Origin of the sequence: Caulobacter sp. Root487D2Y, from assembly GCF_001427165.1 — a bacterium.
Taxonomy (GTDB): domain Bacteria; phylum Pseudomonadota; class Alphaproteobacteria; order Caulobacterales; family Caulobacteraceae; genus Caulobacter.
In genome coordinates this window covers 588,955-608,117 of record NZ_LMFD01000010.1, presented here as the reverse complement: position 1 = coordinate 608,117, position 19,163 = coordinate 588,955, and the positions used below count along the sequence as shown (strand labels likewise).

Sequence of the window (19,163 nt, the reverse complement as noted above, 5' to 3'; positions counted from 1 at the left end):
AAAGGTACGCGGCGGGTTGGCGGGGAGGAGGCGCCCGGCTATAAGCCCGCAACCTCCCAATCTACAAACTTTCTCTGTGAGATTTTCGGATCATGACCGAACGCACCTTCTCGATCATCAAACCTGACGCCACGCGTCGCAACCTGACCGGCAAGATCAACGCCGTGATCGAGGAAGCCGGTCTGCGCATCGTGGCCCAGCGCCGCGTGAAACTGACCGAGGCGCAAGCCAAGAAGTTCTACGAAGTCCACGCCGAGCGCCCGTTCTACGGCGAACTGGTCGCCCAGATGACCGCCGAGCCGGTGGTCGTCCAGGTTCTGGAAGGCGACAACGCCGTCCTGAAGTACCGCGAAGTGATGGGCGCCACGAACCCGGACAACGCCGACGAAGGCACGATCCGCAAGCTGTTCGCCCTGTCGATCGGCGAGAACTCGGTCCATGGTTCGGACAGCCTCGAGAACGCGGGCATCGAAATCGCCCAGTTCTTCAAGGACGAAGACATCGTCGGCTAAGGCTTAGGCCTTACCGATCCGAAGAGGCCGGCGGAGCGATCCGCCGGCCTTTTTGCATTCGGTCGAGCGTCGGCGCTGTGAGCGGCCGGCGTGCCGCAAGATCCTGGACGGCGCCAGCGCCTTTCACGGCTAGCGCCAAGCCGGCGTCGGCTGGCCCTGGTCCGCCGTCGCCAACCGCTTGGCCTCGTCGAAGTCGACGGCCAGGCGAGTGCGGCGCAGCAGCGGCGCGCCGATCGTCCGCAGCAGGTCGCGCAGGATCTGACGCGAGGCCCCGCAGAGGATCACCTCGCCGTCGGCCAGGGTGCGGCGCAGCAGATCGGCCAGCGCGAAGGCCCCGGTCGGATCGATCATCGGCGTCTGTTCCAGGCGCAGGATGTAGCAGCGCTTGCGGCCGGCGACGTCTTCGAGCGCGTCCTTGACCAGGCTGGCGCTGCCGAAGAACAGCGCGCCGCGGAAGGTGATCACCGCCACGTCGTCGGGCAGGCCGAAATTGGGGGCGTAAGGCTCGCGTTCGTCGCCCTCCATGCCGTTGAGGGCGATCGGCCCCTCGCCGTGCCGCACCTCGGCCAGCCGGGCCATGCGGTGCATGAACACGAAGGCGGCCAACACCATGCCCACCTCGATGGCCAGGGTGAGGTCGACCAGCACGGTCAGGGCGAAGGTGGCCAGCAGAACCGCCCGCTCGCCGTTCGAGGCGCGCAGCAGAGCCGAGAACCGGTGCAGTTCCGCCATGTTGAACGCCACGACCATCAGGATCGCCGCCAGGGCCGCCAGCGGCACGAACCGCATCAGCCGGGCGGCCAGCACCATGAACAGCAACAGGAACACGGCATGGGCCATGCCGGCCACCGGCGAGCGCGCTCCGGCCCGGATATTGGTGGCGGTGCGGGCGATGGCTCCGGTGGCGGGCAGGCCGCCGAACAGGGCCGACGCGATGTTGGCGACGCCCTGGGCGACCAGTTCGACTCCGGACCGATGCCGGCGACCGGTCATCTGATCGGCGACCACGGCCGACAGCAGCGACTCCACCCCGGCCAGCAAGGCGATGGTGAAGGCGCTGGGGGCCACCGCCCGGGCCTTGGCCAGGGACCAGAAGGCCAGGGACGGGAGCGGCAGGCTGGAGGGCACGCCGCCGAACCGCGAGCCGATGGTCTCGATCGGCGGGTGGACCAGGGCCACGAAGACCGCCCCGGCGATGGTCGCCGCCAGGAATCCGGGAACCTTCGGCGCCCAGCGCCGCAACACCAGGATCAGGGCCAGGCAGGCGGTCGCCAGGATGACGGTCGGCGGGGCGACGCTCGCGCGACCGTCCCACAGCGCCGCGAGCTTGGGCAGGAAATCGGCCGGAACCTTGTCCACCGTCAGGCCGAGGAAGTCCTTGACCTGGCTGGTGAAGATGATCACGGCGATGCCCGCGGTGAAGCCGGTGGTCACCGGATCGGGGATGTATTTTATGAAGGTTCCCAGCCCCGAAAGGCCGGCCAGGATCAGGATCGCCCCGGCCATCAGCGTCGCCATCAGCAGGCCGTCATAGCCGTGGTTGGCGATCACCCCGTAGACCACCACCACGAAGGCCCCGGTCGGGCCGCCGATCTGGAAGCGGCTGCCGCCCAGCAGCGAGATCAGGAAACCCGCGACCACCGCCGTGACCAGGCCGCGGTCCGGGGTGGTTCCCGAGGCGATGGCCAGGGCCATGGACAGCGGCAGGGCGACGATCGAGACCGTCAGTCCGGCGATCAGGTCGGCGCGAAAGTCGGCGGCGCGATAGCCCTGGCGCAACACCGTCGCCGTCTTGGGTACGAATAGCCGCCAATCTCGGCGCATGGCTTGGCCTTCAGCGCTTCTCCAGCAGCCGGACCCCGCGCCCGACCCCCTGGCTGGGGGCGTCCTCGACGATCAACTCGACCCCAGCCGCCGCCAGGGCCTTCATGACCTTCTCCAGGCTGTCGACGACCACGCGGACCGAGCCCTCGCAGGCCTCCATCCGCTGGATGGTCGGAACCGACAGTCCGGACAGTCGCGCCAGCTCTCTCTGGTCGATGCCGAGCAGGGCGCGCGCGGCGCGAATTTGAGGTCCGGTGATCATCTAGACGTCCCGTATGATGTATAGAACATCAAAATCACAAGATTGGCAATCAGCTTGCGCTTTTCAGCCAAACCGCTCGCGCACATAGGCGGCCAGGGTCGCCGGATAGAGCCTGTGCTCCTGCTCCAGCACCCGGTCGCTCAACATGTGCTCGGTGTCGCCGGGCAGGATCGGCACGCGGGCCTGGCCCAGGACCGGGCCTTCGTCGACGCCGGCGGTGACCAGATGGACGGTGCAGCCGGCCTCGACCTCGCCGGCGCTCAGGGCGCGGCCGTGGGTGTCCAGGCCGGGATAGGCCGGCAGCAGGGACGGGTGGATGTTCAGCATCCGGCCTTCCCAGGCGTTGACCAGGAACGGCGTCAAGATGCGCATGTAGCCGGCCAGGGCCACGACCTGGATCCCGCGCTCGCGCAGGGCCGCGTCGATGGCGCGCTCGTGGGCCTCGCGATCCTTGCCGAAGTCACGCTGATCGACGGCCAGGGCCTCGATCCCGGCGGCGGCGGCCGTGAGCAGGCCGCCGGCCTCGGGCTTGTTGGACAGCACCAGGGCGATCTGGAACGGGCAGGCGGGGTCCTGGGCGGCTCGCACCAGGGCCTCCATGTTGGAGCCCCGGCCGGAGATCAGGACGGCGACCTTGGTTTTGGCGGTCATGCGGTCAGTTCCGTGGGTCCGCCCTCGTCCCTCGACAAGCTCAGGATGAGGGCTGCTGGAGATGCCGGCTGCTGGAAGCCTGAATTGAAACCCTCATCCTGAGCTTGTCGAAGGACGAGGATTTCACGCAAGGCCTAGGCCGCCACCAACTGCCCGCAGATGAACGCATCCTCGTCCGCGTTCAGCAGCGCCGCCAGCACCGGTTCGGCGTCCGAAGCCGCCACCACCAGGATGAAGCCGACGCCGCAGTTGAAGGTGCGGCGCAGCTCGTGGTCGCTGATGCCGCCTTCGCGCTGCAGCCAGTCGAAGACCGGGGGCAGGGGCCAGGCGTTCCAGTCGAACTCGGGGACCAGGCCGTCGGCGATGCAGCGGGGCGGGTTCTCGATCAGGCCGCCGCCGGTGATGTGGGCGCCGCCCTTGACCCGACCCGACTGCAGCAGGGGCAGGATCGACTTCACATAGATGCGGGTCGGGGCCATCAGGGCCTCGGCCAGGGTCTTGCCGGCCTCGAACGGGCAGGGCGCGTCCCAGGCCAGGCCCGAACGCTCGACCACGCGGCGCACCAGGCTGTAGCCGTTGGAGTGCGGGCCCGACGAGCCGACGCCGATGATGATGTCGCCGGCCCGTTGCTTGTCGAGCTTGGGCAGCACGCCGTCACGCTCGACCGCGCCGACCGAGAAGCCGGCCAGGTCGTATTCGCCGTCGCTGTACATGCCCGGCATTTCGGCCGTCTCGCCGCCCACCAGGGCCGCGCCGGCCAGCTTGCAGCCGTCGGCGATGCCGGCCACCACGCTCTTGGCGACCTCCAGATCCAGCTTGCCCGTGGCGAAGTAGTCGAGGAACAGCAGCGGCTCGGCGCCCTGGGCCAGCAGGTCGTTGACGCACATGGCCACCAGGTCGATGCCGACCGTGGCGTGCATCTTGGCGTCGATGGCGATGCGCAGCTTGGTGCCGACGCCGTCGGTGGTGGAGACCAGCAGCGGATCGTCGTAGCCGGCCGCCTTCAGGTCGAACAGGGCGCCGAAGCCGCCCAGACCGGCCTCGGCGCCGGGACGCCGGGTGGCCTTGGCCAGGGGCTTGATCGCCTCGACGAGAGCGTTCCCGGCGTCGATGTCGACGCCGGCCTGGGCGTAGGTGAGGCCGTTCTGGGGGTCGCTCATGCGTTCGCTCTGGCTCGAAGACGGCCCAACGGGCCGTTTTTGAAAGGAAACTTGCCGCACACCTCAAGCTTGTGCTTGCAGACTCGGGGGTGCGCGAGGCTATTAGCAGCCGATGACGACGATCACCACTACCGCTGAGCTGGCGGCGTTCTGTAATGAGTTGAAGGGACAGCCCTTCATCGCCGTGGACACCGAGTTCATGCGCGAAACCACCTACTGGCCCAAGCTGTGCTTGATCCAGGTGGCCTCTCCGGACACCGAAGCCTGTATCGACCCGCTGGCCGATGGCATCGACCTCGAGCCGCTGCTCGACATCCTGCGCGATCCGTCGGTCCTGAAGGTGTTCCACGCCGCCCGGCAGGACGTCGAGATCTTCAACAATCTCAACGCCATGCCCACGCCGCTGTTCGACACCCAGGTCGCCGGCATGGCCGCCGGGTTCGGCGAGCAGATCGCCTATGACGCCCTGGTCCGCCAGATGCTGAAGATCGAGTTGGACAAGTCCAGCCGCTTCACCGACTGGGCCCGCCGTCCGCTGAGCGACGCCCAGCTGACCTACGCCGTCGCCGACGTGACGCACCTGGCCACCCTGTTCCCCATCCTGCGCGACCGCCTCGAAAAGGCCGGCCGCCTGGCCTGGGTGGAAGAGGAGATGAAGGCGCTCAACGATCCGGCCGCCTACGACGTCGATCCCGAAAAGGCCTGGCGCCGCCTGCGTCCGCGCAAGACCGCCGCCAAGTACCTGGCGGTGTTCAAGGCCGTGGCCGCCTGGCGCGAGCGCACCGCCCAGACCCGCGACCAGCCGCGCGGCCGCATCCTCAAGGACGAGGCCATCGACGAGCTGGCCACCCAGGCCCCGACCTCGCTGGAGGGCCTCAACACCCTGCGCAGCGTGCCCAAGGGCTTCGGCGGCTCCAAGTTCGGTCCCGACCTGCTGGCCGCGATCAAGGCGGCCCTGGCCGATCCGGAAGGCTACGCGCCGGTGCTGGACAAGTCCGGCCCGCCGCCGCCCGCCTCGGCGGGCGCCGTGGTCGAACTGCTGAAGGTGCTGCTCAAGGCCCGGGCCGAGGAGGCCGGCGTGGCCTCCAAGCTGATCGCCACCGTCTCGGACCTGGAAAAGATCGCCGCCGACGACGAGGCCAACACGCCCGCCCTGCAGGGCTGGCGGCTGGAGGCCTTCGGTTCGGACGCCCTGAAGATCAAGCGCGGCGAGCTGGCCCTGGTGCTGGACGGAACCCGCGTGCGGGTGGTCGAAGTGCGACGGGCTCCGAAGGCGGAGTAGAGCTCCGGTCCTTCTCCCGCGAGGGAGACGGACGACGTTACGCCGTGCCCACGGTCCCGCGCTCCATCGCCGCGGCGATGGCCTCGATCAGCTTGCCGGCGTCGAGCGGCTTGGCCACGACGCCGTCCATGCCGGCCAGGGCGTATTCGGCCACCTGGTGGCTCATGACATTGGCCGACAGGGCCAGGATCGGGGTCGGGGAGAGGCTGTGGGCGTTTTCGCGCTGGCGGATCGCCCGGGTGGCCTCGATGCCGTTCATCACCGGCATCTGCACGTCCATCAGGATCAGGTCGAAATCGTCGGCGTGGAAGGCATCCAGCGCCTCTCGGCCGTTGGCCACGGTGTGCAGGTCGACGCCGGCCGGCTCGAGCAGGGCGCGCAGGATGAACTGGTTGGTGGCGTTGTCCTCCGCCGCCAGGATCCGCAGGGACCGGATGTCGCCCTCGCCGGGCGCGGGGTCCAGATAGTCCGCCGCGTCGGCCCGCACGAACGGCAGGCGGAAGCTGAAGGTCGACCCCTTGCCCGGGGCGCTGTCCATGCGCAGGGTTCCGCCCATTCGCTCGACCAGCTCGCGGGAGATCGCCAGGCCCAGGCCCGTGCCGCCGAACCGGCGGGTGGTCGAGCTGTCGGCCTGGACGAACTTCTCGAACAGGGCGGCGATCCGCTCGGGCGCGATGCCGATGCCGGTGTCGGCCAGGGTGAAGGACAGCCCCTCGGGACACGCCTCCACGCTCAGCCGGATCCGCCCCTCTGGCGTGAACTTCACGGCGTTGGACGCCAGGTTCGACAGCACCTGGCGCAAACGCACGCTGTCGCCGCACCAGGCTCCCGCGGCGTCGGGCGCGATCTCGGTGACGAACGCCACGTCCTTCTGGCCGGCCAGCAGGGCGAAGGGCCGGCAGGCGGCGGCGACCGTCTGCGCCAGGTCGAACACGTGGTCGTCGAGCTCGAAACGGCCCGACTCGATCTTCGACAGGTCCAGCACGTCATTGAGGATGGCCAGCAGGGTCTCGCCGCTGTCGCGGATGATCTTCAGATGCTCGCGATGGGGCGAGCCCAGCCCGCTCTGCTCCATCACCTGGGCCATGCCCAACACGCCATTCAGGGGCGTGCGGATCTCGTGGCTCATATTGGCCAGGAATTGCGACTTGGCGAGATTGGCGCTCTGGGCCCGGTCGCGAGCCTTGACCACCTCGTCCAGGGCCGCCTTCTCGCCGGCCTCCGAGGCGTCCAGCTCGCGAAGCACCCGGCGGATGCGCAGGACCAAGGCGACGCCGGCGGCGACCAGCAGCAGGACGCCGGGCAGGACCAGGGGCGCGGCCTGGCGGACGGCGTCCAGGCCCGGCTGCTTGGGCGACCAGGTCAGCCAGCTCAAGATCTTGCCGTCGGCGTCGCGCAGAGCGATCGCCGCCGATTCCGCGGATCTGGCGGCCACGAGCCGAGGTTCGCGAATGCGCATCTCGTCGGCCAGGGCGGGCAGCAGGTGGCGATCGACCCGCTGGGCGCAGATCACGATCATCGCGGGGGCCTTGCCGCGTGGCCGCGCGGCCTTCTCCGGAGCGACCGTCGACAGGGCGACCAGATAGATCCGCCCATCCACCTGGACGACCCCATGAGCGGTCTCGGCGATGGTCGCGACGTTCGGGTCGGTCGGCCTGGGAAGCTTGGTCGCCGCGGTCTCCTGGCGGCGCACCTCGGCGATCAAGGGCGCGACGGCGGCCACCATCCCCGCCTGGCTCTCGGGCGTCGCGCGCGCGTTTTCCGCCCAGGCGTAGAAGGGACGGTTCCCGGAATCCAGCACGACGGCGAGGTCGTCGCCTCGGTTATTGGCGTAGTAGGAGCCCATTTCGACATCCATCCACACCGGATCCACGCCCGGACGGATCGTCTCGAAAGCCTGGTCCCAGACCGCGGCGGCGGCGACGTCGCTGTCCAGCCGGTCCAGGGACCGCTCGAGGGTCTGCTCGACGACGACGTGCTCCTCGCGCGTCTGGAGGCGGTCGACGGCCACGGCGGCGTAGGCCAGCAGGGCGCAGCCGCCCAGGACGACGATCGCCACGACGATCGCCCCCAGGATCAGCAGGCTGCGCACCGCGCGGCGTCCCGCCGGCATGCCGCTCAAGATGTCATCCCCCTGCCCATAGCCCCCAATTGCACGCGCGCGTTTGGAAACAGTAAAGGTCGCGCGCCGTGCGTAACGCCGGTTGATGAAACGCGTTCCAGTTTCTCGACGGCGTGGCCTGCTCCCGTTGATGCGGTGGAGCTTGCCTCGCCCGTGGCTAACAAACCGTACTTCATCGAGTGACGTTCGGCGCGGCGGCGTGTCGCGGGACTGGCCCGGAGCCAAGCGGCGCGAGCCAAAAAAGAAAGGGCCGGCTCCTTTCGGAACCGGCCCCTGTCTCGCGACGATCGCTTCGAGATTAGTACTGGAAGCGGACGCCCACCTTGAACGTCCGGCCGATCAGGCCGGCATAGTGGAAGGTGGTCAGGAAGTTCGGCGCGCTGGCATAGGCGCCCGGCGCGATCGGCGCGTTCTGGTCGAACACGTTGCCGATGTTGCCGTACAGCTGGATGCCGTCGTTCAGTTGCATCGTGCCGTTCAGGTCGACGTTGATGAAGCTCTTGATCTTACAGAACTTGTTGGCGACCGCCGGGTTGGCCGCGGCGCCGTACGGGTTGCCCGGAGAGCATTCCGTGCTGCCGTTGGTGTCGGCGGCGACCGACTTGATCGAACCGACGTAGTAGGCCGTGGCCGACACGGTGTAGCGATCGAAGTCCAGCGTGTTCTGCCAGTTGCCCTTCCAGTCCGGGCTGCCGTTGCCCGACGACAGGTCGTACGGGCCCAGGGTGCCGGCGTACTTCTGCACTTTGCCGTCGTCGGTGTGCAGGTCGTACTTCAGCAGGTGGGTGACTTCCACGCGGCTGGTCCAGTGCAGGGTGTCGGTGACCGGAATCTTGGCCGTGGCCGAGAAATCGACGCCCGCGGTTTGCGCGGAGTTCGCGTTCACATACGGGACGTTGATGATCAGCACACGCGGTTGGGCGTTCGGGAACAGCGGGTCGACGGCGTCGACCAGGTTGCACGAGTAACCCGCGCCGACGGCCGCGACGGCGGCGCAGCCGGCGGCTTGGGTGGTCTGGGCGTAGTAGGCGTCGCGGGCCTCGGCGATCTTCGGACCCGAGGTGATCAGGTCGTCCTTCTTCACTTGGTAGTAGTCGACCGTCATGCTGAGCCAACGGGTCGGCTCGGCGATGGCGCCGATCGTGAAGCTATGCGAGATTTCCGGCTTCAGGTTCGGGTTGCCGGCGACGCCGCGACCCATGCTGTAGGACTGCGAGTAGGGGTTGGACGCCCCGCCGTGCGCCGTCACGAAGTTGGCCGGCGGCTGGGTGGTCACGAAACCGGCGTACTGCGAGCGCGGGCCCGATTCAGCGAAGGTGGGCGCACGGAAGCCTTCAGAGAAGGTGCCGCGGAACGCCAGCTGCTTGATCGGGGTGTATTTGACGCCGACCTTCGGGGAGAAGTGGCTGAAGCCCTCCGAATAGTCGTCATAACGGCCCGACACGTTGACTTCGAGCTGATCGAGGACCGGAGCGGCCACTTCGAAGAACGCGGCCTTGACCGTGTGCTTGCCGAAGGCCGAAGCCGTGGTCAGGCCGTAGGTGTCCAGACGGACGTTCTGGTTGTTGTTTTCCAGGACTTCCTTGCGGATCTGGGCGCCGACGCCGACCTGCAGATCGCCGCCGGGCAGAGCCCAGAGCGACTTGGTGATCAGGCCGTCCAACGACATCATCGACGAGTGCGACGGGGTCGTCCTGTCCGGGGCCACGGCATTGCGGACCGCCGAGGTGTTCTGCGACGGATCGACGAAGTTGTACGAGCCGGTGTTGATCGCGCTCGCCAGGCCCGCGATGTTCAGGAGGCCGTGTTGCGTGATCTTCAGGTTGTCGCGGGCGCCGGCGGCGTCCACGCTCCAGTTCCAGTCGTCACCGAAGCTGCCCTTGAAGCCGAACGTACCGCGGATGACTTCGTTGGTGCGCTCGCTGCCGGCGGGGATGTCGCCGAACAGGTAGTAGATGCGGGCCGCGCCGTTGGACGGATCAGCGGCGTAAGCGGCGGCGAACGGGTTGTTCGGGTTCAGGCGACGACCGGGAGCCGTAGGGTCAGCGCAGTTGGCGCCGGCCGTACAGATCCACACCGGAAGCACGATGCCCGGATTGCTCGAAGCCACGCTCGGCGAACCACCAAAGGGCTGGGTGGCGCGGATAGCGGCCGGCGTGCCCTTGATGCTGACATAGCTGTTCGAGTAGCTGCCGGTGGCGTAGGCCTCGACGTTCTCATTCAGGCGCATGCTCAGGCGGCCGTTGAAGGCGTAGCGCTTCTGCAGCGGCGCGATCTGACGATAGTAGTCGACCAGATCCCACTTACAGCCGGTGCCGTTGGCGGTCGCGCTGACCTGCGTGAAGGTGCCGTTGGCGCAGTTCAGGTTCAGCGACTGGTACTGGGTGGTCAGCGGCGAGCCGGCCTTGCCCGCCAGCGGGTTGTTCAGGTCCGATTGGCTGACGCGGGTGACGATCGCGTTCGGCGTGGGCGTGGTCATCGACGAGTCGGCGGTGTTTTGGTCCAGACCGCCGATCGAGCTCAGGTCCTGGGTATTGTAGGGGAAGCCGCGGCTGTGGTTCGAGACGCGACCGTCCTTTTGGTACTCGGCGTTGACGTAGACGTTCCAGCCGGTCTCGGCGTAATCGCCGTAGCCCAGGGTGATGTCGGCGCGCTGGTGTTCGGCGTCGCTGCGGTCGCTCTGACCGAACTCGGCGCTGCCCCTGACGCCGGCGAACTGCTTCCTCAGCTTCAGGTTCACCACGCCGCCGATGGCGTCGGCGCCGTACGACGACGAGGCGCCGTCCTTCAGGACTTCAATGCTGTCGATCAGGCTGAACGGAATGGAGTTCAGGTCGACATAGGCGTTGTGGCCGTCGTCGTTGATCGGGAAATTGGTCGAGCGCAGGCCGTCGACCAGCACCAGGGTCGAGGAGACGCCCAGGCCGCGCAGCGAGACGGCCGAGCCGCCGGCGCTGAAGCCGCTCTGGAAACCGGTGCCGATCGAACCGGCGCCGTCGGCCGAGATCGAGCGAATGGCGTCCGAAGCGGTCGAGATGCCGGCGCGGTTCAGGTTCTCGGAGGTCAGCACGGTGACCGGGGAGGGGGTCTCGGTGTCGGTGCGGCGGAACAGCGAGCCGGTGACGACGATTTCCTCGACTTGGGTCTGATCGGCCGGCGCGGACGGCGCGGTTTGGGCAGCAGCCTGGCTGGCGCCGAGGAGAGCGGCAGCGGCGCTGCAGATCATCGTCGACGCCATCAGGCGCGCGCGCATGGGTTTAGTGATCAAGATGTAGTCCCCAATGTTTTGAGCGCCGTCCGACGGCGCTTTGATGACCGGCGGCCCAGATTTTCTGAGTGCGGTTACAGCACGGCTACCGACGGATGGGATGATCGGTCAATGTGCATTGCATTAATGAAATGTAACGTGGCGCTTTTGACACAATTCGGCAACTTTATTTCACAACGTTGGCGAGTGGTCGTCGCCGTTTTTCGATGCGTGCAATCGCGCTAATCGATAGTTTTCGCCCTGGCGTCGAATTTCCACAACCCTGGGGACTTCCGCTGGCGAATTGTCACAGCGCCGTAATTTTGAGCTTCAGGCCCAGGATCGTGGCCAGGGCGCCCGCTCTTTTGGCGGTTTGTTCGCCTAGAAGCAGGTCGGCGTAGCCCGGTTCGGCGGTCAGCAGCAGGTCGCCGCGGTCGATGACGAGTCGCGAGCGGGCCAAGAGCGGGGCGCTGCGGCCCGACAGATCGCAGCCCAGGCGGATGGCGGCCCCGACGGCCCGGGCCCGTCTCAGCCGGGCGGGCGAGAGCAGGCGTTCCAGCACCTCCATCTCCGGCGGATCGAAGGCCGTGGCGTGGCGGGCGAAGGAGGCGGCGGCCAGGAAGGCGCGCTCGGGATGGGTCTGGCCGGCGATCGGCGCGCGCAGCACCTGCTCGAACACCAGATCGGCGCGATGGTCGGGGTGCAGCCGCGCGCCCAGGTCGGCCAGGCGGCAGGCGGCGGCGACCAGCACCTTGTCGCGCTCGCCGAAGCAGGGCGGCAGCTGGCTCAGGGCCGGGGCGAGCCAGGTGTCGAGCGCCGCGCCCAGTTCGTCGGCCACGCCCTGCCGCGCGCCCAGCGAGGCGCAGCCCTCGATCAAAGGATCCAGTCGGCGCACGCCGGGCGGCATGGCCTCGAACAGCAACCCCTCGCGCACGCCGTAGGCCGAGATCTCGATGCGCTTGAGGTCCAGGCTCTCGATCAGCTGCTCCAGCACCACGGCGGCGTAGGGCAGGGTCTCCGAGCGCTTCTTGCTCATGCCCTCGATGCGCTCGAGCGAGCTCTTCGACTGATGGGCGACCAGGCGGGCGGCCTCCAGGGCCTCGGCGCGGCTGATGTTGTACTGGTGGACCACGTGCAGCGGATAGCCGCTCAGGCGCATGTGCAGCAGGGCCAGATTGCGCCAGGCGCCGCCGACCGCGTGGAAGACGTCGGTCTTGAAGGCCTCAGACACCGGGGCCAGGCGCTGGGCGCAGAGCCGCCGCACCTTCTCCAGGTCAAAGCCGTCCGAGGCCCCCAGGCTGAAGGGGCCGAGCGGCAGGGTGACGCCCAGGCCCGCGCCTGTGGCCTCCAGCCGGATCAGCTCCAGGCTGGCGCCGCCCATGTCGCCGACCACGCCGGTGGCGTCGGGCGTGCCGGCCAGCACGCCGACGGCGGCGTAGCGGGCCTCCTCCTCGCCCGACAGGACGCGGGTGGCGAAGCCGGTCTCGGCCAGGATCTGCCGCACGAAGGCCGCCCCGTCCTTGGCCTCGCGCACGGCGGCGGTGGCGGCGATGAAGGTCTCGGCGGGCTTGACGGCCTCCAGCACGGCGCGGAAGCGCTTGAGCGCCGCCAGGGTCTGGGCCACGCCCTCGGGGTTCAGATTGCCGCCGTCGCCCAGGTCCCGGCCCAAGCCCGCCAGGACCTTCTCGTTGAAGACGGTCCAGATGGCGCGGCCTTCCAACCGGTACACCACCAGGCGGACCGAGTTCGAGCCGATATCGATAACGGCCGCGTCGCGCGGCGCCGCAAAAGGCATGGGGAGGGTTTAGCGCATTGGGCGGCGAGGGGAAGGTGGCGCGCGGAATAAAGCTTCCGCGCGCCGCGGGTCAACGCTTGAAGGGGACCAGCGGCACGGGATCGTTCAGCGTCCGCCGGCAGGCGCGCAGACGCCAGCCCGTCGGGTCCTTCTCGTAGTAGCAGGCGCCGAAGCTGACGGGATGGCCGTTCGCCCGGCGTCCGCCCTTGGTCATGGCGTAGCCGCCGTCGGGGCTGATCAGCAGGTGCTCGACCGGCTTGGGCCGCACCGGGCAGCGGCCCCAGGAGCGGCCGTGGCCCATCACCTGCCAGGGCGGGCCGTAGATCACGCCGGACTTGAACAGCGCGCGTTCGTGCGCCTTGGCCCAGGCCAGGTCGCCCGCATCGCCCAGCTGGGTGTCGCCGGGAACCCCGGGCAGGGCGAAGATCGCGCAGATCTCGGCCTGCTGGGCCGGGCGCGGGCCGCAGGCGGTCAGGCCCAGCGCCGCCAGAACGATGAAGGCCCGCCTCACCCGCGTTTGCGAGGCCCGACGTGGTCGAAGGCCTGCGGCAGGTCTTTGACCTTGTGGCCCCGGCCCGACAGGCTGGGATTGGTCATGAAGTATTCGTGGGCCGAGAAGGCGCCCTTGCGGTCCCAGGCCGGGTCGCGGGCGTAGTGACCCTCGGAGTCGAGGTTCCAGCTCTGGGCCTCGTCGTTGAGATTGGCGACCATGATCTGGTTGAGCACCTGCTGGTGCACCGTGGGGTTCTCGACCGGGACCAGGCTTTCGACCCGACGGTCCAGGTTGCGCGGCATCCAGTCGGCCGAGCTGATGAACACCCGGGTCTGCGGGCCGGGCATGACCCCGCCGTTGGCGAAAGCCACCACGCGGGCGTGCTCCAGGAACCGCCCGACGATCGACTTGACGCGGATGTTCTCCGACAGGCCCTTGATGCCCGGGCGCAGGCAGCAGATGCCGCGCACCACCAGGTCGATCTGCACGCCGTCCTGGCTGGCGCTGTAGAGGGCGTCGATGATCTGCGGGTCGACCACGGCGTTCATCTTGGCCCAGATCGCCGCCGGCCGCCCCTCGCGGGCGTTGCGGGCCTCGGCCGCGATCATCTTCAGCAGGTCCGGCTTCAGCGTCTCGGGCGAGAACGACAGCTTCTCCAGCCCATGCGGCTGGGCGTAGCCGGTGATGAAGTTGAACAGCTTGCCGCCGTCGCGGCCCAGGGCCGGGTCGCAGGTGAACAGGCTCAGATCGGTATAAACCCGGGCCGTCTGCGGGTGATAATTCCCGGTGCCGAAGTGGCAGTAGGTGCGCAGGGCCTCGCCCTCGCGCCGCACCACCACCGACAGCTTGGCGTGGGTCTTCCAGTCGACGAAGCCGAACACCACGTGGACGCCGGCGCGCTCCAGGTCGCGGGCCCACTTCAGGTTATTCTCCTCGTCGAACCGCGCCTTGATCTCCACCAGGGCGGTGACGTTCTTGCCGTTGTCGGCCGCCTCGATCAGGGCCGCGACGATCGGACTGTCCTTGGACGTCCGGTACAGGGTCTGCTTGATCGCCAGCACGTTGGGGTCGCGGGCCGCCTGGCGGATGAACTGCACCACCACGTCGAAGCTCTCGAACGGGTGGTGGACCAGGATGTCCTTCTCGCGGATCGCCGCGAAGCAGTCGCCGCCGTGGTCGCGCACGCGCTCGGGGAAGCGGGCGTTGTAGGGCTTGAACTTCAGGTCCGGGCGGTCGGGCGGGATCAGCTCGGCCATCTGGGCCAGGCCCAGCTTGCCGTCGACCAGCACCACGTCCTCGGGCTGGGCGCGCAGGCCCTCGATGATGAACTCGCGCAGGTCCTCGGGCATGGTGGTCTGGATCTTGACCCGCACCACCCGGCCCAGGCGACGCTTCTTCAGCCGCGCCTCGAACTCGCGCACCAGGTCCTCGGCCTCTTCCTCGATCTCCAGGTCGCTGTCGCGGATCAGGCGGAACAGGCCCCGGCCCTCGACCTCGTAGCCGGGGAACAGGTGGTCGAGGAACAGAATGATGAAGCTTTCCAGCGCCACGATCCGCCGCTCGCGCTTGCGCGTGGTCTTGGACGGCGCCTGGGACAGCTCCCAGAACCGCTGCACCTGGCTGGGCACCGGCACCAGGGCATACAGGTGCTTGTCGTCGGCGATGCGGCGCAGCTTCAGCGCCAGGCAGAAGCCCAGGTTCGGGATGAACGGGAACGGGTGGGCCGGATCGATCGCCAGCGGCGTCAGCACCGGGAACATCCGGCTCAGGAAGATCTCCTCGGCCCGCTCGCGGTCGGGGCCGACGATGTCCTTGGCGTCCAGCAGCTTGAGGCCCTCGCCCCACAGCTCGGTCCGCACGCCGCTCCAGATCCGCTGCTGCTCGGCCATCAGCTCGGCGGCCGAGGCGTTGATCCGCGTCAGCTGCTCGCCCGGCGTCAGCCCGTCCTGGCTGACCACCCGCACGCCCTCGCGCACCTGGCCCTTCAGGCCGGCCACCCGGACCATGTAGAATTCGTCGAGGTTGTTGGCGCTGATCGACAGGAACCGCAGCCGCTCCAGCAGCGGGTGGCGCGGATTGGCGCTCTCCTCCAGCACCCGCTGGTTGAAGGCCAGCCACGAGGTTTCCCGGTTGAAGAACCGCTCCGGCGAGGCCAGCAGCTCGTCGTCCAGCCGCAGGCCCGCCAGGTCCGGCGCGGCCGGCGAGGGCGCGGCGGGCAGGTCGAGGGCGGTGGCGACGTCAGACATGCGGAACTCCGGTTTACCGTGTTCAGAGTGAACGAGGGTGGTGACAGGAGCAAGACAAACAGCCCCCGCCGCCCCCTTCGGAACACGGCGCGCCAAGCTTAAGCGGGAAGATGTTCCTAAAGTTTTGCCGTGGGAAAACATCGTCATCCCGCAAGAGCGTAGCGCGGTCGGGGATCTGGACGGCTAGACGACCGGGGCGAAAACCTCGTCCTTCGACAAGCTCAGGATGAGGGTTTTTTAGCGCCGAGCCTCATGAATGGTCCTCATCCTGAGCTTGTCGAAGGACGAGGACCACGCACCGAGCCCGGACTAACCCTCTTCATCCTCGTCGTCTTCGGAATCCCCGAAATCCAGCACCGCCAGGGCCAGGGCCTTGTTGACCTCGCGCCCCTGGTCGATGGACGCCTCGTCCAGGGCCGCCACCGCCGCCAGGGCCGCCGGCGCCGAGCGGGGCAGCCTGGCCATCAGATAGGGATAGAGGTCGCTCGCCGGGCGGATGCCCGCGGCCTCGAAGCCGCGCCTCAGCACCGCCTGCAGCACCACGTCGTCGGGCGCCTCGATCCGGGCCACGGTCAGGGCGTTGAGCCGCGAGCGCAGGTCGGGCACCGCCGCCGCCCAGGCCACCGGGGCCAGGCGGCCGGTCAGCAGCAGGCTGCCGCCGTCGACCCCGGCCATGTTGATCAGGTGGAACAGGGTCTCGTCGTCGACCAGGTCGCCCTCGGACCGGCGGTCGGCGTCCTCGACCAGCAGCGGCCGGCCGCGCAGCGAGGCCAGATCCAGCGGCGCGTTACCCGTGGAAGCCGCCTCGATCGTCACGGCCCCGGTCCGCGCCGCCCAGTCGCGCGCCAGGTGCGTCTTGCCCGTTCCCGCCGGCCCGACCAGGGCCAGCCGCCCGTCGGGCCAGGCCGGCCAGGCGTCCAGGCTGTCCAGCGCCTCGAGGTTGGTCGGCGACGACGCGAACGACTCCCGGTCCCAGCGGGGCGGGGCGGTCAGCGACAATCGGAACTGACGGGGCAAGGCGGCGTCCGGGGCGGTTTACTCTGTTACCGGAGATATAGGCCGCGTCGCGGAGGAGGGCGAGGGCGTGGGGCGGGTTGGCTGGGGATGAGGGAGGGAGAGGTGTGGATGGGCGGAAGCGTTCTCTCTGCCCCAACGCCTCCCGCCTTCCCACCATCCGTCATTCCCGCCCTTGTGGCGGGAACCCCTGGTTCAGCCCGCACGTGAAATGCAATGGCGCGCCAGCGCGCCACACCCCCGCACCTGCGGCCGACGGAGGGGTTCCCGCCACAAGGGCGGGAATGACGGATGTGGTGGTGTTGTGGCGAGCAACCTCGTCACCACCTCGCCGCACCGCGAAATGAACCCTCCACGACGGATGCGCTGAGCCCCACAAGCCGCTAGGGTCCCCCTCCGACGAGATGGATCCCGATGAACCGCACCGCCACCCTGATCGCCGCGCTCGAACCCCTGGCCCTGGCGCCGGACGAGCAGCTGGCCTATCTGGCCGCCCTGGGCGTGGGCGAGACGGCGGATGAACTGGCCCTGCAGTTCGACGACGCGTTCCGCTACGCTCATCCCATGGGCCAGGCGAGCCTCGACGCGGCCCTCCGTGCACTGAACGAGCGGCTGTCGATGATGAGCGACACGGGGAAGGCGGCGCTCTGGTCGCCGCTCGCCCTGGCGCAGGGGGAGGACTGGGTCTTCATCCGGCGCACGGCCGCTCGCGCCCTGGAGCTGACGCGCGCCCTGGACGACGCTCGTGTCTGACGCCGAGCGCCTGGAGAGCCCGCCCGCCGCCCCCGACCTCGCTTCCGAGCTCGCCGCCTGGCGCGCCCGCATCACCAAGCCCGCCGGGGTGTTCGGCAAGACCTCCCGCGCCGTGCAGCGCAAGATCAACACGATCATTCCCGAGAAGGTCCACGCCGCGATCACCGCCGCCATGGAGGGCATGACCCGGGCGATCCTGACCGGGGCCGACTTCGCCACGGCCTCGCCGCTGCGGGGCGCCACGCTGGAGCAGCGCGAAGCCAAGGTGGAGACCGCGATCCAGGGCTGGAAGACGGCCGCCGGGGCCGAAGGCGGGGTGGCCGGGGCGGGCGGGTTCCTGCTGGCGGCGGCCGACTTCCCGCTGCTGATGAGCTTCAAGCTGAAGCTGCTGTTCGAGATCGCCGCCCTCTACGGCCATGACGGCAGCGCGCTGAGCGAGCGGCTCTACATCCTGCACATCTTCGAGCTGGCCTTCTCGGACGTCGAACATCGCGTCAAGGTGCTGGAGGCCATGGACGACTGGGACTCGCGGCCCCATCCCGCCGACCTGAAGGATTTCGATTGGCGGTCGTTCCAGCAACAGTATCGCGACCACATCGACCTGGCCAAGCTGGCCCAGCTGCTGCCCGTGGTCGGCGCGCCGGTCGGGGCCGTGGTCAACTGGCGGCTGACGGCGCACCTGGGGAAGACGGCGATGATGGCGTACCGGATGCGGTGGCTGGCGGGGGACATGCACTCACACCCCGGCTCCGGCCAGATTGCAGAGAGCACGCCGTGAGTGCGTGTCCCCAACTGATCCGCTGAGTTTGGCGCCGAGGCCCCATGACGCCGTGGATGCCGTTGGGGACACGCACTCATCCCACGCTCGCGGATGGATTGGCAAAGGCCTTGCCGTGAGAGCATGTCCCCGGCTTGCTTCGTCGGTGTAGGATCGCGCCCATGCCCGCACCCACCACCCGCGCCAGCCGCCTGATCCCCGCCGCTCCCGACGCCGTCTGGAACGCCCTGATGGACCCCAAGGCCCTGGAGCAATGGCTGCCGCCCGGCGACATGACCGGCCGGATGCACGCCTTCGACGGCCGGGTGGGCGGCGGGTTCGAGATGTCGCTCTACTATCCCGAAGGCGAGACCGAACACGTCGGCAAGACCGCCGCCCGCGAGGATCGCACCCGCGTGCGCTTCGCGGCCCTCGCGCCGGGGCGGCGGGTGGTCTGGGCGGTGCTGTTCGACACCGACGACCCGGCGCTGCAGGCCGAGATGACCATCACCGTGTCTCTGGAGCCCGCGCCGGGCGGAACGCGGGTGACCTTCGTGTCGAAGAACCTGCCGCCGGGGCTGCGGCCGGCCGACAACGAGGCGGGGTCGAAGGAGAGCTTGAAGAAGCTGGCGGGGTGGTTTGGGGGATAGGCCCCGGGGACATGCTCTCACGACGAGGCGCCGGCGAAGTTCGCAGGGCGGTCAGGGTGGGTGCGTGTCCCCAACGTCATCCGCTGAGCCTGGTCGTCATCCAGGATCGAGGTTTGACGCCATGGATGACGTTGGGGACACGCACTCACCCAGCGGTCGTGGGGCGATCTGCCGAGGCCCTGCCGTGAGAGCATGTCCCCGGTTGGCTGACTTACGCTCTGCGCATAGCCAACAAACCCCCGAGATTTCAACGCGATAAACTTTCTCGACCCGATTTGGTCCTCCCCCTTTCCAGACGCCCGTATCCTTGACCCACCTCGCCGCATGGAAAGGGCGCATGGCCAGCGACCGATGCGGCGGCGGGGGGCGATCGAGCGGGAAGCTCTGTCGGCGGC

Annotated in this window: 15 protein-coding genes and 1 pseudogene; 5 read left to right on the top strand and 11 right to left on the bottom strand. The window is 68.7% G+C overall.

Annotated elements, in window-relative coordinates:
• Window positions 1-92 precede the first annotated feature (92 nt).
• Window positions 93-512 carry a nucleoside-diphosphate kinase gene (ndk, locus tag ASD38_RS12690; RefSeq protein ID WP_056436762.1) on the top strand — a complete coding sequence of 140 codons (420 nt, stop codon included), beginning with the start codon at window positions 93-95 and terminating at the stop codon, window positions 510-512.
• Between the two features lie 129 nt (window positions 513-641).
• Here the strand turns inward: ndk and ASD38_RS12685 are convergent, their stop codons facing one another.
• The 4 genes from ASD38_RS12685 to purM form a co-directional block, all read right to left on the bottom strand.
• The gene (locus ASD38_RS12685; protein WP_056460420.1) at window positions 642-2,336 is read right to left on the bottom strand and encodes a SulP family inorganic anion transporter; all 1,695 of its coding nucleotides are present in this window, start codon (window positions 2,334-2,336) and stop codon (window positions 642-644) included.
• Window positions 2,337-2,346: 10 nt separating this feature from the next.
• A complete protein-coding gene (locus ASD38_RS12680) occupies window positions 2,347-2,598 on the bottom strand; it encodes a helix-turn-helix domain-containing protein (RefSeq protein ID WP_056436768.1) in 252 nt (83 codons plus the stop codon).
• A 63-nt stretch (window positions 2,599-2,661) separates the two neighbouring features.
• On the bottom strand, window positions 2,662-3,249 hold the full coding sequence (gene purN, locus ASD38_RS12675; RefSeq protein WP_056436771.1) for a phosphoribosylglycinamide formyltransferase: 588 nt from the start codon (window positions 3,247-3,249) through the stop codon (window positions 2,662-2,664).
• 134 nt (window positions 3,250-3,383) lie between these two features.
• A complete protein-coding gene (gene purM / locus ASD38_RS12670) occupies window positions 3,384-4,409 on the bottom strand; it encodes a phosphoribosylformylglycinamidine cyclo-ligase (protein ID WP_056436774.1) in 1,026 nt (341 codons plus the stop codon).
• A gap of 112 nt (window positions 4,410-4,521) precedes the next feature.
• Here purM and rnd point away from each other — a divergent pair, with 112 nt between their 5' ends.
• Window positions 4,522-5,691, top strand: a complete 1,170-nt coding sequence (rnd, locus tag ASD38_RS12665; protein ID WP_056436777.1) for a ribonuclease D — start codon at window positions 4,522-4,524, stop codon at window positions 5,689-5,691.
• Window positions 5,692-5,728: 37 nt separating this feature from the next.
• Here the strand turns inward: rnd and ASD38_RS12660 are convergent, their stop codons facing one another.
• The 6 genes from ASD38_RS12660 to hdaA all read right to left on the bottom strand — a co-directional run bounded on the left by ASD38_RS12660 (window position 5,729) and on the right by hdaA (window position 16,611).
• Window positions 5,729-7,804 carry a hybrid sensor histidine kinase/response regulator gene (locus tag ASD38_RS12660; protein WP_056460419.1) on the bottom strand — a complete coding sequence of 692 codons (2,076 nt, stop codon included), beginning with the start codon at window positions 7,802-7,804 and terminating at the stop codon, window positions 5,729-5,731.
• 307 nt (window positions 7,805-8,111) lie between these two features.
• Window positions 8,112-11,039 carry a TonB-dependent receptor plug domain-containing protein gene (locus ASD38_RS12655; protein WP_056436820.1) on the bottom strand — a complete coding sequence of 976 codons (2,928 nt, stop codon included), beginning with the start codon at window positions 11,037-11,039 and terminating at the stop codon, window positions 8,112-8,114.
• A gap of 328 nt (window positions 11,040-11,367) precedes the next feature.
• Window positions 11,368-12,855: a Ppx/GppA phosphatase family protein gene (locus ASD38_RS12650; protein ID WP_056460417.1), complete on the bottom strand. Its 1,488-nt coding sequence runs from the start codon at window positions 12,853-12,855 to the stop codon at window positions 11,368-11,370.
• 70 nt (window positions 12,856-12,925) lie between these two features.
• Window positions 12,926-13,366, bottom strand: coding sequence for a hypothetical protein (locus tag ASD38_RS12645; RefSeq protein ID WP_056436785.1), 441 nt, complete (start codon window positions 13,364-13,366; stop codon window positions 12,926-12,928).
• A complete protein-coding gene (locus tag ASD38_RS12640) occupies window positions 13,363-15,594 on the bottom strand; it encodes an RNA degradosome polyphosphate kinase (RefSeq protein WP_056436788.1) in 2,232 nt (743 codons plus the stop codon). Before ASD38_RS12640 ends, ASD38_RS12645 begins: the two co-directional genes overlap by 4 nt.
• A gap of 309 nt (window positions 15,595-15,903) precedes the next feature.
• Entirely contained in the window at window positions 15,904-16,611 is a 708-nt protein-coding gene (gene hdaA, locus ASD38_RS12635; RefSeq protein ID WP_056460415.1) for a DnaA regulatory inactivator HdaA, read from the bottom strand.
• Between the two features lie 411 nt (window positions 16,612-17,022).
• Between hdaA and ASD38_RS12630 the strand changes: the two genes are divergently transcribed.
• The 3 genes from ASD38_RS12630 to ASD38_RS12620 all read left to right on the top strand — a co-directional run bounded on the left by ASD38_RS12630 (window position 17,023) and on the right by ASD38_RS12620 (window position 18,768).
• Window positions 17,023-17,361 carry a hypothetical protein gene (locus tag ASD38_RS12630; protein ID WP_056460413.1) on the top strand — a complete coding sequence of 113 codons (339 nt, stop codon included), beginning with the start codon at window positions 17,023-17,025 and terminating at the stop codon, window positions 17,359-17,361.
• On the top strand, window positions 17,354-18,139 hold the full coding sequence (locus ASD38_RS12625; RefSeq protein ID WP_235523830.1) for an EcsC family protein: 786 nt from the start codon (window positions 17,354-17,356) through the stop codon (window positions 18,137-18,139). Before ASD38_RS12630 ends, ASD38_RS12625 begins: the two co-directional genes overlap by 8 nt.
• A gap of 161 nt (window positions 18,140-18,300) precedes the next feature.
• Window positions 18,301-18,768 carry an SRPBCC domain-containing protein gene (locus ASD38_RS12620; RefSeq protein WP_056460412.1) on the top strand — a complete coding sequence of 156 codons (468 nt, stop codon included), beginning with the start codon at window positions 18,301-18,303 and terminating at the stop codon, window positions 18,766-18,768.
• Between the two features lie 311 nt (window positions 18,769-19,079).
• On the opposite strand, the pseudogene ASD38_RS25125 reads toward ASD38_RS12620, so the two are convergent.
• A pseudogene (locus tag ASD38_RS25125) lies at window positions 19,080-19,163 on the bottom strand (hypothetical protein); the annotation flags it as partial.